Raw genomic sequence first — 15,945 nt, forward strand, 5'->3', positions numbered from 1 at the left:
AACAAAAATAAACAAAAAGGTTCTAATTGTTTAAAATTTAATACATACCATCGATAAGCTCTCTTTTGTTTTTCCTTCCGCGTCAATCTAGGCCACACCATTACAGCCTTTAGTATCTGTCTCTGATAATCCTTTCTGACATTCCCGATGCTTTAATACAATATTTCCTAAAATTATTCCTCAACATCATGCCTTGTTAAAAAACCTAGGAAAGTAACAATTATCGCAGATACAATTATTATTTTAATATTTAAAGCTGCCATGCATAGCTAACTTTTGTAAAAAATGTACGTTGATCTCGCTCAATATTTTTAAGAGAATCGTCTTGGTAACCTCTATCTGAATATCCTAAATAAAACAGTGTTTGCGCATTAATTTTATATGAGTAAACAAGCTGGCTGCCATAGTCTTTATTGATTTGACTAACTTGGTAAAAGTAGGCGTTTTCGTCTCTATCAATGTCCTCAAATTGTAAAATTAATTTAAGAATTGAACGCATGCTAAATTTATAATGAAGCCTAAAGTCGACCAAGTTAGCAGTAAATACGCGATCCCCTTGCGGGTTATCTAATTGACTGTAGTTATGTTTTACATCGAGCTGCCAATGGTCGTTAATGTCCCACACCACTTGGGTTTGAGTGTCAAACGCGTCGCCTAATTGCTCATTTGCATAATCAATGCGGCTAGCGTATTCAATATATAACGAAAGCTTTAAATCTTTAGTGGGTTTAAAGCCCGTATAAATAAAACCAATATTTTGATTATAAAAATTGTCGTTATAGTTTTCATAGCGATGCACTAAACCAATTTCAAAAATAGATTGTTTTTGGCCTTTAAAGCTTAAAAAGCCTTCGTATTCTTCTTCAAGTAAGTCGCCGTTTTGCGCCCACGTTTTATCCCAGTCAGCTTCGTATGACCATGAGGTAAGTAAATCAGATTCATCTCTGTACCATGTTTGTCCGCCACCAAAGCCTACTTTTTCATAATCGACTTTAGCTTGATAACCTAAATCAGTTCGGTAGTCCTGCCCAATATTTTCATAAGATGCAAATAATTTGTAATCACGTTTATCGCGGGTAAGTTCCAGGGCATATGCTTCATCTGACTGAGTTTCAGATAAGTTATAATTTTGAATTAAAAATTCAGAGTTACGTGTATCAGCAGATGATACTTGATACAAAAGAGTATCCGATTGATTAAACCAGTAGCTACCATCCACTGATAATACAGTGTTGTGATAGTCATCACTTTCTCTGTGCGTGCTTGAAAGGCCAATAGTACCCTGCTGACCTAGGTCATATTGATAACGCCCTGCGGCAGCATTCGTTTTTTCGTTTAAGCTTGCAAAGCCAGAGCCCTGATTCGTTGGCAGTAAAATATTACTATTGTCGTCATCAGCGAGCATTAACGCATAACTATGATCACCCGTTTTACCCGTTAATTTTGCACCTAAAGTAGGCTCTGCAATTGTACGTGTATATAAAAGCTCAAATAAGCTGCTTTTAAAGTAAGAAGCCCCATCTAAAAAGAAAGGACGTTTTTCAGCATAATAAATAGAAAAGGTTGTATTTACATCGAGCTCTAAAGAGTCTGTTTCTACTTGCGAAAAATCTGGGTTGATAGTCGCATTTAAAACAGCGTCCTTGGTTAAACCCCAGCGCAAATCTAAGCCCACTTCGGTATCTATATCGCCATTATCCCAGTTACCCGGTAATTCAGATTTATTATCGTTACGAAGTGCTGTCAATGTAGGTGTTAATTGAATATTTTTACTCGATTCAATATCGCTAAAACCCACTAACTTATCAAACTGACAAAGGCTACATTTTATATTTCTATCAAATCCCATATTTGATAGCTGATATAAAACATCACGTTGGTAGTTTCTCATTACTGAAAAACCCCACGTTAGCTCTTTTTTATTTTCAGGAAAGCGCAGTGCCTTAAAAGGAATACGCATTTCAACAACGTAACCTTTCTCGTTAATTTGTCCCGCGCTATCCCAAATAGCATTCCATGAGGTATCTGAGCTCCATCCATCGGTATCGGTCATTCTTATATCGCCTTGTGCACCAAGGGGATTTACATGAAATTCATAACCACTGCGTTCATCATTAAATGTATCAATAACAAGAATGACTACGTCGTCTTCCCATAGCGTATCGCGGTCACGAAGTGATGCACGAATTTGTTCAGGGTTTGGATCCTCTGCAATAAAGGCAACATATAAGTTTGTGCCATCTTCGTAAATAAAGGCATCAGTTTTTACAGGAGGTGTGCCTTTTTCGTTAGGCTCATCTTGGTAGAGTAGAGGTATACGTGTCGCATTTTGCCAGTGCGCTTCATCCATAACACCATCAATAGTGATATTTGAATCAATACGAGATAAGGATACTTGCTGTTTACTAGCCGCTACATCAAGGCTTGAGAGTAATAAAACGAAACTTAAAAATAGGAAGGTAAATTTTTTTATTATAGTTATAAAGTACTGCATAAACATCCATTTAGACTGTAATTACTCATAGGGAGTAACTTAAGCTGGGGATTGTAATTTATCCAGGTACATTTGTTAATACTTTGAAATAAAAAATTAACTATTTAATGATAAAGGAGTAACTAATTGTTACGTATTATGTTTCGAGTAGTTTAAGTTTATCGTCTATGCCATTCCATACATCAGCGTCCTCTGGTGCAGGTTTAACCTCTGTAATGCGCGGCCAGACCAGTGCAAGTTCAGCATTCAATTCAGTAAACTCTTTTTGAGATTCTGGTAATTCATCTTCTTGGTATATAGCATCAGCTGAACACTCAGGGACACATAAACCACAATCGATACAATCAATCGGGCTAATTGCTAAAAAATTAGGGCCTTCAAAAAATGCATCTGCTGGGCACACTGATACGCAATCGGTGTACTTACATTTTATACAATTTTCGGTGACTACAAACGCCATACTATTTTAATACCTAAGATTTTAAACAACAGTTGTGGATCATACCCATCCACTCCAAAAATACAATAAATAAGTGCCATATCACCCTATTTTAACGTAAAATACGCGCCTTATGTTTGCACACCCGTTGTGCCCTGCATCCCCTTATTGTGAGCGGTAATAATACCCCGCTATGACACCTAAAAGAGATATAAATGATACGTTTAACCGAAATAAAGCTGCCACTTGATCATGACGAAGATGCAATTGGTCAAGCAATTGTAAATAAACTAAAAATCCAACCAGAACAATTGCACAGTTTTAATGTGTTTAAGCGTGGTTATGATGCACGTAAAAAATCAGCTATTTTACTGATTTATACACTCGATATAGAAGTTGATAACGAAGCCGAGCTACTCGCGGCATTTGAAAAAGACCAACATGTAAAAGTAGCGCCAGACACAAACTATAAATTTGTAGCCCAAGCCAGCGAAAATATAACAGAGCGCCCTGTTGTGATTGGTTTTGGCCCTTGTGGTTTATTTGCAGGCTTATTACTTGCTCAAATGGGCTTTAATCCCATTATATTAGAGCGCGGTAAAGAGGTACGTGAACGTACAAAAGACACGTTTGGCTTTTGGCGTAAACGCACACTTAATACCGAATCAAATGTACAATTTGGTGAAGGTGGCGCAGGTACATTCTCAGACGGTAAGTTATACAGCCAAGTAAAGGATCCAAAACATTACGGTCGTAAAGTCATTACTGAATTTGTAGAAGCAGGCGCACCCGATGAAATTTTATACGTAAGTAAGCCACACATTGGTACGTTTAAACTTGTCACCATGATTGAAAAAATGCGCGCTCGTATAATAGAACTAGGCGGCGAAATTCGCTTTAGCACACGTGTTGACGATATTCATTTAGACGACGGGCAAGTAACAGGTTTAACGCTTTCAAATGGCGAGCAACTAAACACTCGCCATGTTGTATTAGCCGTTGGTCACAGCGCACGTGACACGTTTGATATGATCCACAAAAAAGGGATTTATGTTGAAGCAAAGCCATTCTCAGTCGGTTTTAGAATCGAACATAAACAATCAATGATCGATGAATGTCGTTTTGGCACAAATGCAGGAAACCCAATTTTAGGCTCTGCCGATTATAAACTTGTTCATCATTGCGACAATGGCCGCACAGTTTACAGCTTTTGTATGTGCCCAGGTGGCACAGTAGTCGCTGCAACCTCTGAAAAGGGCCGCGTTGTTACCAACGGTATGAGCCAATATTCACGAAGTGAGCGCAACGCTAACAGCGCTATTGTGGTAGGTATTTCTCCAGAGCAAGATTTCCCAGGTAATCCACTTGCTGGAATAGACTTACAACGTAAACTTGAAGAGCAAGCGTATGAGCTTGGTGGTAGCAACTACGATGCACCAGCCCAGTTAATTGGCGACTTTTTGAAAGGTAAATCATCAGAAAACTTAGGTGAAGTACAACCCTCTTACACACCCGGTATTAAGTTAACTGACTTGAGTAAAGTGCTACCACAATTTGCTATTGATGCCCTTCGCGAAGCGATACCAGCGTTTAATAAACAAATTCGTGGCTTTTCAACTAACGACGGTTTACTAACCGGCGTTGAAACACGTACTTCGTCGCCTATTAGTATTAAGCGTGATAAAACATTCCAAAGTATTAACACCAAAGGGCTTTACCCTGCAGGTGAAGGCGCAGGCTACGCGGGCGGTATTTTATCAGCGGGTATTGATGGTATTAAAGCGGCTGAAGCGGTCGCACTGTCTATGTTAGAAAACGCTTAAACCTCTTTTTTAAGCCGTTTATCGAAAAGCCTCACTTTGTGAGGCTTTTTTGTGCTAAATGTATAGAAAATAATAACACCTCAAGCACCTCAACAATGATCAAAACATTTACCTTTTCGTTGCTTAGTGTATTAGCAATTTTTAACGCTAAAGCACAAGAGCTAAAAACCATCGATGAAATTCACAGTGCATATAAAAATAATTCTATTAATGCACAGCAACTCACCCAAAATTATATAGACCGAATTAATAAACTTAATCCACACTATAATGCGGTTATTAGTTTAGAGCCTACAGCGATTGTTCAAGCTAAAACGTTAGATGAACTTGCCGTCAAAGGCACGTGGGCAGGTCCGTTACACGGCATACCTGTACTTCTTAAGGATAATATAGAAACTAAAGGTGCACTTCCTACAACTGCTGGCTCTTTAGCACTTAAAAATAACGTTACTAATAATGATGCTTTTGTTGTTAAACAGCTACGTAATGCAGGCGCTATAATTTTAGGTAAAGCTAATTTAAGTGAATGGGCAAATTTTCGTTCATCCTATTCATCTTCAGGCTGGAGTGCCGTAGGCGGACAAACACATAATGCGCACGATGTAACACGTAACCCATGTGGTTCTAGCGCAGGTTCTGCTGTTGCGGTAGCACTTAATTTTGCGCCTATAGCATTAGGGACTGAAACAGACGGTTCAATTACGTGCCCTGCCTCAGTAAATGGAGTGTATGCAATAAAACCGAGTATGGGCCAAGTATCACGCTCAGGCGTTGTGCCTCTTTCAAGTAGCCAAGATTCTGTAGGGCCGATGGCGCATTCACTTAAAGATGCGCTGCTGGTTTTATCAGTTTTGCAAGGTGAAGACTCCCTTGATGCGACAACTACAGGGTTTGAATTAAAAACAGGTAATACAAAACCAAAATCGTCACTTATTATTGGTGCACTGCCTAGCGACAAATTTACAGTTGAAACGCAGCGCCTTTATGCCAAGCAGTTACAAGTATTAAAACAGGCTGGGCATACTGTTATTAATGTAGATATTACTGATAACTTAGATACGCTATTTGTTGATGAATACTATATTTTACTCTACGACTTTAAAGCCGAAATTAATCACTACCTCGCAAGCACTCCAACACAAGTGGCTGTTAAAAGCCTAAAAGCACTTATTAATTTTAATATTCAAAATAAAAAAACAGAAATGCCCCACTTTGAGCAAGACATCCTAGTTCAATCGCAGGCTATTGATTTAACTAACAAACAAAAATACCAGGAGACTAAAGAACGCTATCGCACTTTAGCAACGACAGCCATTGTTAATGTATATAAAAACAACAAGCTTGATATTGTTATAGCGCCTACAGTATCCCCCGCCTGGAAAACTGACTTAGTTAATGGTGATAATTTTAATGGCAGTAGCAGTTCGTTATCTGCTATTGCTGGCACAACGCACATAACCCTACCGGTCGGAAAAGTAAGTGGTTTACCGGTTGGTTTGTCCATAATAGCAAATAAAGAGGACGAGCTAGCGGCTTATTTATACGCAAATATTATTGATGAGGTGTTATCACGAGGCACAAAAAAACCTGAGTAAACTCAGGTTTTTTTAAACTAAACGGCGTTAACTATGACTTTTTAAGTGACAGTTTTTCGCCTTTTAAGCTTTTACGAACGCTTGAAATACGTGAGCGATTTACTGCTCTCGCTTCACCGGTTGCTTGTCCTGATAACTTGTTAGAACGTGTACGGCGTAAATGCGCTGGTTTTTTACCAATTTTATCAATTAGTACTTCACGGTTACTTACTTCATAACCTTCTAAATATACACGTTTGATTTTTTGGCCGATTAGCGTTTCAATTTCAAACAAAGTGTTTTCTTCTTCACGGCTAACAAATGAGATTGCTTGACCTTGGCGACCAGCACGACCTGTACGGCCAATACGGTGAACGTAATCTTCTGCAAGCCAAGGTAAATCAATATTAATTACACGAGGTAAGCCATCAATATCAATACCACGAGCAGCGACTTCTGTAGCCACTAATACGCGTACCTTGCCTTCTTTAAATTCACGTAAAGCACGACGACGGTTACCTTGAGATTTATCACCGTGGCAAACGCCTGCCGGAATACCATCAAGGTTAAGCTCTTTAACAAGCTCATCAGCTGTTTCTTTCATGTTTACGAAGACAAGCACTTGTTGCCAGTTTTTCTTACCAATCAATTCAGAAAGTAGCTCTTGCTTACGACGTTCTTCAACTGGGTAAACAACATGCTCAACGGTGCTTGCTGTACTGTTAGTTTGATCAACACGCACTATTTCAGCTTGTTTCAATACTTTAGATGCAAATTGTTTAATTGCTGCAGGGAATGTAGCAGAGAAAAGTAAAATCTGGCGCTCTTCTGCACAGCTTTTAATAACGTTTTGCATATCTTCAATAAAGCCCATATCAAGCATACGGTCAGCTTCATCAAGAACAAGGTGCTTAACACTTGCAAGGCTTAAGTTACCTAAACGAATATGATCAAATAAACGACCTGGCGTTGCAACAACAATATCTACACCTTCTTTTAAAGCATTTGCTTGGCCGGCAGTGCTAACACCACCAAATAAACTTACGACTTTAAGTGATGTATGCTTTGCAAAATCTCTAAAATTATTTGCAATTTGTTCTGCAAGTTCACGCGTTGGAGCAAGTACTAATGCATGAGGTGCATTAGTTGTGCTGAGTTCAGACTCAACCAATTTTTGGATGATAGGTAAAGCAAACGCGGCAGTTTTGCCGGTACCAGTTTGTGCACTGGCTAAAACGTCTTTACCTTTACGAACAGCAGGAATTGCTGCGCGCTGAATGGGCGTAAGGGTGTGATAGTTAAGTTCGTCCAACGCCTGGATGATTTCAGGAGCGAAACTAAAAGATTTAAAATTCATGCTGTATAACCTACGGCCACATTATCAAGGGTCGCAAATTATACAGTAAAAACGAGCTAACAGTTAGTCATAACTTATCTTTTAACGTGTTTAATCTACTTTATAGCGTTTAAATATTAAAGAGGTGTTAATACCACCAAACGCAAAGTTATTACTCATCACGTAATCGGTATTAATCTCACGCCCTTGATGCCTTATGTAATCAAGCTGAGCACATTCGTCATCAACGTTATCTAAATTAATTGTTGGTGCAAACCAGTTATCTGCCATCATATTAATGCTTGCCCATGCTTCTATTGCACCACAAGCACCTAATGTATGCCCCAAATAACTTTTTAACGAGCTAATAGGTTTGCTGCCCAATGCTTTAAACGTTGCGTGAGACTCGGCAATATCACCTTTATCTGTTGATGTACCATGAGCATTAACGTAACCAATTTTTTCTGGTTCTAAATTGGCATCTTGCAGTGCCATTTCTATCGCTAGTTGCATTGTTTTTGATGTTGGTTGAGTAACGTGCTGTCCATCAGAATTACAACCAAAACCAACCACCTCAGCTAATATTGTTGCTCCGCGCGCTTTTGCATGTTCGTATTCTTCTAAAATAAGTGTACCCGCGCCTTCGCCTATCACTAAGCCATCGCGATTTTTATCAAAAGGTCTTGGTGTTTGTTTTGGTGTTTCATTTTTTGTAGATGTTGCATAAAGCGTATCAAATACGGCGGCTTCAGTAATACATAACTCTTCAGCTCCACCAGCCACCATTATTTTTTGTCGGCCAAACTTAATCGCTTCATAGGCGAAGCCTATTCCTTGAGATCCCGATGTACAAGCAGAGCTTGTTGTTATAACACGCCCTTTTAAACCAAAAAACACACCAACATTTACAGGGGCAGTATGCGCCATCATTTTAATGTAACTCGTGGCTGTTACACCTGACATCGACCCCGTTTCCATCATATTTGCAAAGGCGAGTAATGGCTCAGTAGAGCCCGTAGATGAGCCATACGCTATGCCCGTAGAGCCATCTGTTAGACTTTCGTGCTCGAGTAGTTTGGCTTGTTCAAGTGCGCATTCAGTAGCACGAGTTGACATAAGTGACACTCGCCCCATTGAACGGATTTGTTTTCGTTTATAATGACTTGGTCGCTCAAAGTGTTTAACTGGCGCGGCTAAACGAGTATTGAGGTCGTCAGCTATATCCCACTCTGGCATAGTAACAACCGCATTTTCGCCTTTAATTAAGGCTTGTTTGAATTCAGACCAATCATCGCCCAATGCAGTGACCACCGACATCCCTGTTACAACAACGCGTTTAATCAAACCATGCCACCATTAACCGAAATCACTTGGCGTGTTATGTAAGCTGCATCATCAGACATTAAAAAAGCGACTGTTCCCGCAACTTCTTTAACGCTCCCCATGCGTTTAAGGGGTATCATTTTCATCATTTCATCAATAGGTAATTCATCAGTCATCGCGGTTTCTATTAAACCAGGTGCCACACAATTAACTGTGATTTTGCGTTTTGCCAATTCTAATGCAAGTGCTTTAGTGGCCCCAATAATACCGGCTTTTGCTGCACTATAATTTACTTGTCCTCGGTTACCTGCAATACCTGACACCGATGACATTGTAATTATTCGCCCACCTTTACGGCTTTGTACCATAGGCATTACAGTTGGGTGTACTACATTATAAAACCCATCAAGGCCTGTACGTATTACACAATCCCAGTCTTCCCCTTGCATAGCAGGAAATGCCATATCGTTAGTAATACCTGCATTACACACCACGCCATAATAAGCGCCATGCTGAGCTATATCTTCTATTATTTGTGCTTTGGCCTGCTCTCTGTCACATACATCAAATTGTAATAAACTGGTGGCTCTACCTAATGCATTAATTTCATCGCATGTTGCTTGAGCTTGCTCAACACCCGCTCTGCAATGTACTGCAATATCAAACCCTTGCTCAGCAAGTTTTAACGCAATAGCTTTACCAATACCACGGCTTGAACCCGTAACTAAAATTCTTTTTGTCATTGATTTTCTCTTATAAATTCCAACGGGTTTTCAGGCTGAAATACATTAATTTTTGCTTGGCAAAGTAGAGTTTCACACACGAGTATTTGGCATTCAAATACACTTAAACCTGACTCTTCTTGATATAGCTTTTTCACTTCAATAGTCAGCTTACTGCCGTTTTTAAAACACGGTTGATAAGTTTGATACTTTCGCGTGCCAATTAAAAAACCAATTTTTACAGGTTTATTTTCATCATTCGCTAACGCACCAGCGTAAGCGGCAATAGACTGCGCCATGTACTCAACACCAATATAGCTAGGTACGCCGTTAATTGCAGGACTAAAAAAAGGGCTTTGCTCAGTGATAGTAACGCCGCATTGAGCTTCATCTTCGCTGTGTGTTAAAAGGCTATCTATTAAAATCATAGGCGCATCATGCGGGACTACTTGCTCTATAGGGTAATTAGTCAACGTTAACTCCCAATATTAAGCTGGCATTATTACCGCCAAACGCAAATGAATTAGATAAGCAGTATTTAAGAGCGGGCTTAAACGCTTGTTTTATTATTTTTATATCAGCCAAATCACTGCCTTCTTTAATCGCATTATACGGCAGCATATGTTGGCCGCTGTCTTTTAATAATAACCAACATATACCGGCTTCAATGGCACCTGCAGCACCAAGAGTATGCCCTGTTAAATGCTTACTTGAGCTAAGCGGGGTATTGTTGCCAAACACGCGATTAATTGCAAGTGCTTCCATTTCGTCATTTTTTACAGTAGCCGTACCGTGAGCGTTAATATAATCAATATCACCACAGGATAACTTTGCGCTTTTTAGTGCTTTTTCCATTGAGGCTTGGGCGCCCATCCCATTAGGATCGGGGGCTGACATATGGTGCGCATCTGAGCTTTCGCCACTGCCTAGTAACATAACGCCGTTATTTGTTATTGGCGTATTTTTAGTCATTACAAATAAAGCGGCCCCTTCACCAATATTAATGCCGTCTCTGGTGCTAGAAAAAGGCTGGCATAAACCCGAGCTTAAAGAAGCGAGCGAGTCAAAGCCATTAATTGTTAATTGGCACAAACTATCCGCACCACCACAAATTACCACATCGGCTAAATCAGCATTTAGCAAAGCTCGAGCGCTAATTAACGCTTTGCTACTCGACGTGCACGCAGTAGAAATACTGTAACAAGGCCCTAGAGCCCCTATTTTATGTGCAATGTAATGAGCGGGTGTTGCTAACTCTTGATCACTGTAACTAAAGTCATCAGGCCAGAGTTTTGTACTTTCATAGCTTTTACGTGCTCTTTCGCCATCATGAATACCTGATGTACTAGTACCCATTACAATTGCGATACGCGACTTATCAATATGCGAAAGTTTATCTAAGGTTGGCTTAATCTGCTCTAAAGCTAGATCAATAAATGTATTGATACGTTTATTATTTGATAAAGCAATAGACTGAACTTGCCCGACATACAGCGGGGTTTGCTCAGCACTTAAACTTTTATTTAAAGTTAATAAAGGAGTTGCAGGGTTATATTTATTTAAGCTTGTTGTGGTTGCATCTTGGCCTATGCCCATCGCACTCACAATGCCTAAATCATTCAGCCAATATGTCACTGTTCTACCTTTTTAAATGTTATTTGATACTGATGTAAAATATTGTTCAACGTTGTCGACTCATCACTATAGTCAATGGTGATAAATGTACCCTCATCGTTAAATACTTCCCGATTAGAGCCAACCTGCTCTATTAAAGCACCCTCTAACTGCTTTTGTAAAAATGCTACTGGCCAATGTACTAATGCAATATCCGCTAAAATATAATGAGGGTCTATCCCTTCTACCGCCAGCATATTTCGTGTTTTTACTGGGCCATTTAAAGGTTTTTCAAGCTCCATAATCGGAAAGCCTTGCACTGTCATTAACAATAACTTAATTGCACCTTTGTCATTTATAGCTAATTGGGCAAATACAGTGTGTGTGTTTTGCTGATTCGTAATATACAAAACATGCTGCCAAGACTTATCAAACATTTGTGCTGGCACGCTATTAATATTTAATTGAATATTAGGTGATAGATACACTCTATTTTTAGATGCTGTAAAGCTCGTACATGCGCTCAATACAGCAAATATAAATACACTACACACCGCATACTTAATTAATTTTGACATAACTGAGCCAACACATTTAAACGGCGTTCACTTTGTGCAACAAATGGGTTATTTGTATCCCATGCGTAGCCCGCTAAAATAGCACTAATCATTTCTCGCACCTGAGTATTTTGTTCAGAGTAAAATATCACATCCTGAAAACGCGTATCGTACCACCCTGTTACAAATGTTCTAAAACAATCGACTCCAGCTTGTAATGGCTGTGCGTAGTGAGCGTCAAAATCGACGACTTCGTTTTTTAAATAGCGATCAACAAGTGGGGCAACTAAATTTGCAGATTTGAGTGCAATTGTTACACCTGATGAAAATACCGGGTCTAAAAATTCCCCCGCATTACCCAATAAAGCAAAGTGCTTACCATATAACTTACTCACATTTGCCGAGTAGCCTTTTATATTTTTTGCTGGAGTTAATAACTCACGCTGTGCTAACAGTGTTTTTAAATAAGGGTCTTGCTCTATAAATTGATTTAGTAAATCGCTAGATTCATCATCATTAAAACGCTCTGACTGCGCCACAACCCCAATACTCGCAGTACCATCACTAAAGGGAATAAGCCAATACCACACGTCTGAATATTGAGGGTGTACGGTAATCAAAATTTTATTTCGATCGAAGCTTGTATCACTAATATTGTCTTTAAAGTGACTAAAATAAGCGCTTCGAACAGGAAAGTTAGAAGGAAGCTCTAAATCTAACAATTTTGGTAATACACGCCCAAAGCCACTTGCGTCCAATACAAATCGGGCATTAACGCGATAAGCTTGCTGCTGCTCATTGTGTACCACTAATGATGCACCATTTGGCTCATCACAGTAGTCAACCACCGTGTGCTTATATCTGATTTCTACGCCTTGTCCTTGTGCTTTGTCTGCTAATAATTTGTCAAAGTCGGCTCTTTTCACTTGATACGTAGTGCCTGGGCCTTTAGTAAATTTTTCAGTGAAATTTATAGTTGTATTTTGCCCTGCCCGATGAAAAGCAGCGCCATCTTTAAACTGAAAACCTAAAGCCGCTGCATTGTTATGTAGTGTATCGATTAAGCCCGCGTCTTCTAAGTACGCCATACATTGCGGCAGTAAGCTTTCACCAATTGAAAAACGTGGAAACGCCTGCTGTTCAAGTACCAGTACCCGCCATCCTTTTTGAACTAAAAGACTACTAGCCAATGCACCAGAAGGCCCAGCGCCAATAACAACAACATCGTACTGCTCAAGGTTATTCAAATTATTGTTCCTTTTGAGGCTTTAAAACACTCAGCGGTGATAAAAAGTAAATAGCTAAAATCCCTACCATTACACTCAGTCCAAAGCTAAAAATAGCGGGTGTATCAGATGCACTCAACATGCCAAATACCCACATTGATGACGCAGCCGATAAGCTAATCGCCAACACATTTTTGGGCTCTAACTTATTTATTTGATAAAAAACGAGGTAATCAATTGCTAAGGCAATAACAAGTAACGCACCGAGCAAATTAAATAACGACAAGCTACCTTGAATCGCATTACATACCCAAAGCATGCTCAACACCACAACAGATAAAATGGTCACCTGCAGCAGCGCTATCTTAATCGTAAATCGCCAACTAAAAAGCAGCCAACTAATAAAACCCGCAAGCACTAGGCTTAATAGTAAATATTCACGGTAATCACTTAATAAAGCAGTAATTTGTTTAGGTTTATTATAAAGGTAAATTCCATTGTTTTTTTCAACCTCATTAATTAGTTGATCAGATGAAATACCCGAAATAGACACCCACGTTATCGATTGTTCTGACTCAACAACCATTTGAGAAAGCAGTAATGGTTTAAATGTACTCGTGGCGAGTGTTTCATAAGTCAATAACGGTGCCTTTGTACTTGTTAACGCTTGCCCTGTAACGCGCTCTGCAATATCCAAAGTCCCTTTGTTTTTAGCCTGTTCAAACAAGGCTTGGTTATCGCTCTGCTTTTGTAAACTAGGCAACCAATGGCTAATGCTATTATGTTTAAAATTAGGGTTTAGTTGGGTTAAGCGTTTTAAAAACTGTTCTTGCTTTTGTAATAGCGCTTCGTCGCTATCTGCAAACATAAAAACAATTTGGGTGTCCCATTGCCCAAGTAATAACAAATGCTTTTTTTCGTTTAGCATTAAATGTTCGGAGCTTGCATTTAATAGCTTTACATCATCATTAAAGCTAATAGGTTTTATTAAAAATAACGCACTTATAAGGACTAATAACGTAATGAGTATTGGTTTTTTTAAACTATTGCAGTATAAAAAAACCTTAATGAGCTTTTGACTCATAAATAAACTCGAAGGCGATAACCTGAGTGTAGATTGCCACAATGGCAAAACTAAAACTGTAAATAGCCAAGCACTCACTAAACCCGCAATAACAAACACACCAACTTGAGATAATAACGTTAGTGGTGCACCTAGTAAGCAGCAATAACCCAACGTAGTCGTAATAAGAGAGAGTAAAAGCGCAGATTGAGTCCCTTTGCTGTAGCCTTTTTCATGCTCTTTTTTGGCTAAGTCAGTCATACCATGGAATGCATAATCAATGGCAATACCAATCAAGGTAACTGCAAAAACAAGCGTTAATAAATGAATAGTATTAAACAGCAACACCATAGCGATAGCGCCACCAATAAGTGCGCTCAGTACGGTAAAGCTTGCTAATAAAATACTGTTTAAACGCCTAAATACCCAAAATACCATAGCAATAAGAGCTAATAAGCTAATGCCACCAAACAGGCTCATCTCGTATTTAGCTTGTTTAGCATTTTCAGCCGTATGAAATAGCACACCAGAGTAAGTAATGCTTAAATCAGGGTAGGTTTTATTAAGTATATTGATCTGTTTAATTATCGCGCCAGCTAAATCAATTGATTTATTAACCCCTAAATTTTCGGGCGCTAAGTTTGCCAAAATGACACGGTATTCAACGCCATTCAAACGTCGAGTTAAACGACCTTGTTCAAGCGTAAACAATTGGCTTTGTTTTAAGTTATCTTCTATAAATGCCGCTAAGCTCAAACTTGTATCTTTGCTTAAGGTAGCACTTACAAATGGGTTGCCTAACTGATTTAATTGCTCAAGGTAATAATATTCAAACGTTGTTTTTTTGCTTAATGTTTGCTTGTAAGTATCACTTAATAACGCATGTTTGAAAGGTGAGAATGTTTGCGCTAAATCGTTAACGGACGGAAAGTTAAATGTGCTTTTAATTGCATTATCGTCAAGCCATTTTTGGAAATCATCAAATGCTTTATTTTTATTACTTCCTGCAAACGAGAACATAATACGGTTAGCATTTTGCTGAAAAAAAACATCTTCCGCATGTGCAATTTGGGAATGCGATTTTGGCAATAAACTAAACATATCGGCGCTAAACGTTGGTTTAGACAGCCAAAAAGCTGCAGCAAAAAGTAAAATTAAACTGCTAAACCACCCTACAATAACGGTAATTCGTTTTGTCACTGCACTATTCCCTTAATTAACCACTGCATTATTTAAAAACATAATTTTATTTGGAATAAGTAAACTCAATTTTTGTGTTATTTCCTGAGTGCTCATTTAGTGTAATACTGCTCACTTGCTTAGCAGTTTCACATAAAATAAAATCACTAAATAATTGCTGTAACATAGCTTCTTTTGGTGTTAACTGTGTGCAACTGTCTTGCATTTTAGCAATGTCAAAACGTGTTTCCAGCGCACTCATATTTACGCTAAGTAAGTCACTCAGTAATCCTACAAATTGCTCGCTACCAGGTTGTGGTATTAACTCACCATTGGCATTTTGTGCAAGCACTTTGCCGTTTTCTATTATGAGCATACTCTCAACAGGCATTTTCACTTGCCAAATGAGCTTTTCATCAATTAACGAAAAAACACCCGACGAAATAAAAGGCTTAGCAAATCCATTAAATTGCTTATATTGCTTAAACTCACCTTTAATAGCTGCTGCATTTACTACAGTGCAAAACAGTAAAAAGCTAATAGCTATGCTCAATGTAAAACATTTTAAAAAATTCATTTAATCGCCTATAAAATA

13 protein-coding genes are annotated in these 15,945 nt (G+C 38.8%); 2 read left to right on the forward strand and 11 right to left on the reverse strand.

What is annotated here, in order from left to right; translation table 11 throughout:
- Positions 1-250 precede the first annotated feature (250 nt).
- Both I6F43_RS01135 and fdxA read right to left on the reverse strand, forming a co-directional pair.
- Positions 251-2,494, reverse strand: coding sequence for a carbohydrate binding family 9 domain-containing protein (locus tag I6F43_RS01135; RefSeq protein ID WP_007580789.1), 2,244 nt, complete (start codon positions 2,492-2,494; stop codon positions 251-253).
- A gap of 136 nt (positions 2,495-2,630) precedes the next feature.
- Positions 2,631-2,954 carry a ferredoxin FdxA gene (gene fdxA / locus I6F43_RS01140; protein ID WP_002958626.1) on the reverse strand — a complete coding sequence of 108 codons (324 nt, stop codon included), beginning with the start codon at positions 2,952-2,954 and terminating at the stop codon, positions 2,631-2,633.
- Between the two features lie 194 nt (positions 2,955-3,148).
- On the opposite strand from fdxA, the gene I6F43_RS01145 reads away from it, so the two are divergent.
- Both I6F43_RS01145 and I6F43_RS01150 read left to right on the forward strand, forming a co-directional pair.
- Positions 3,149-4,756: an NAD(P)/FAD-dependent oxidoreductase gene (locus I6F43_RS01145; RefSeq protein ID WP_024593013.1), complete on the forward strand. Its 1,608-nt coding sequence runs from the start codon at positions 3,149-3,151 to the stop codon at positions 4,754-4,756.
- A 95-nt stretch (positions 4,757-4,851) separates the two neighbouring features.
- Positions 4,852-6,351, forward strand: a complete 1,500-nt coding sequence (locus tag I6F43_RS01150) for an amidase family protein (protein ID WP_197100549.1) — start codon at positions 4,852-4,854, stop codon at positions 6,349-6,351.
- Positions 6,352-6,382: 31 nt separating this feature from the next.
- Here I6F43_RS01150 and I6F43_RS01155 read toward each other — a convergent pair whose 3' ends face one another.
- The 9 genes from I6F43_RS01155 to I6F43_RS01195 all read right to left on the reverse strand — a co-directional run bounded on the left by I6F43_RS01155 (position 6,383) and on the right by I6F43_RS01195 (position 15,927).
- Positions 6,383-7,687: a DEAD/DEAH box helicase gene (locus I6F43_RS01155; RefSeq protein ID WP_002958629.1), complete on the reverse strand. Its 1,305-nt coding sequence runs from the start codon at positions 7,685-7,687 to the stop codon at positions 6,383-6,385.
- A gap of 90 nt (positions 7,688-7,777) precedes the next feature.
- Entirely contained in the window at positions 7,778-9,007 is a 1,230-nt protein-coding gene (locus tag I6F43_RS01160) for a beta-ketoacyl-ACP synthase (protein WP_121954600.1), read from the reverse strand.
- Positions 9,007-9,732: a 3-oxoacyl-ACP reductase FabG gene (gene fabG / locus I6F43_RS01165; RefSeq protein WP_007580797.1), complete on the reverse strand. Its 726-nt coding sequence runs from the start codon at positions 9,730-9,732 to the stop codon at positions 9,007-9,009. Before fabG ends, I6F43_RS01160 begins: the two co-directional genes overlap by 1 nt.
- Positions 9,729-10,184: an ApeP family dehydratase gene (locus I6F43_RS01170; protein WP_024591752.1), complete on the reverse strand. Its 456-nt coding sequence runs from the start codon at positions 10,182-10,184 to the stop codon at positions 9,729-9,731. The genes fabG and I6F43_RS01170 overlap by 4 nt, the downstream gene beginning before the upstream one ends.
- Entirely contained in the window at positions 10,177-11,346 is a 1,170-nt protein-coding gene (locus tag I6F43_RS01175; RefSeq protein ID WP_101216989.1) for a beta-ketoacyl-ACP synthase, read from the reverse strand. Before I6F43_RS01175 ends, I6F43_RS01170 begins: the two co-directional genes overlap by 8 nt.
- Complete coding sequence (locus I6F43_RS01180; protein WP_024593016.1) at positions 11,343-11,903, reverse strand: DUF3261 domain-containing protein; 561 nt, start codon at positions 11,901-11,903, stop codon at positions 11,343-11,345. The genes I6F43_RS01175 and I6F43_RS01180 overlap by 4 nt, the downstream gene beginning before the upstream one ends.
- Positions 11,891-13,129 (reverse strand): NAD(P)/FAD-dependent oxidoreductase, encoded by a 1,239-nt coding sequence (locus I6F43_RS01185; protein ID WP_165735808.1) that lies wholly within the window; start codon positions 13,127-13,129, stop codon positions 11,891-11,893. Before I6F43_RS01185 ends, I6F43_RS01180 begins: the two co-directional genes overlap by 13 nt.
- Before the next feature lies 1 nt (position 13,130).
- Entirely contained in the window at positions 13,131-15,371 is a 2,241-nt protein-coding gene (locus tag I6F43_RS01190) for an MMPL family transporter (protein ID WP_197100551.1), read from the reverse strand.
- Between the two features lie 46 nt (positions 15,372-15,417).
- Positions 15,418-15,927: an outer membrane lipoprotein carrier protein LolA gene (locus I6F43_RS01195; protein WP_024591747.1), complete on the reverse strand. Its 510-nt coding sequence runs from the start codon at positions 15,925-15,927 to the stop codon at positions 15,418-15,420.
- Positions 15,928-15,945 lie beyond the last annotated feature (18 nt).

It is taken from the genome of Pseudoalteromonas sp. NZS71_1 (assembly GCF_015864305.1).
In the GTDB taxonomy this organism is placed as follows: domain Bacteria; phylum Pseudomonadota; class Gammaproteobacteria; order Enterobacterales; family Alteromonadaceae; genus Pseudoalteromonas; species Pseudoalteromonas arctica.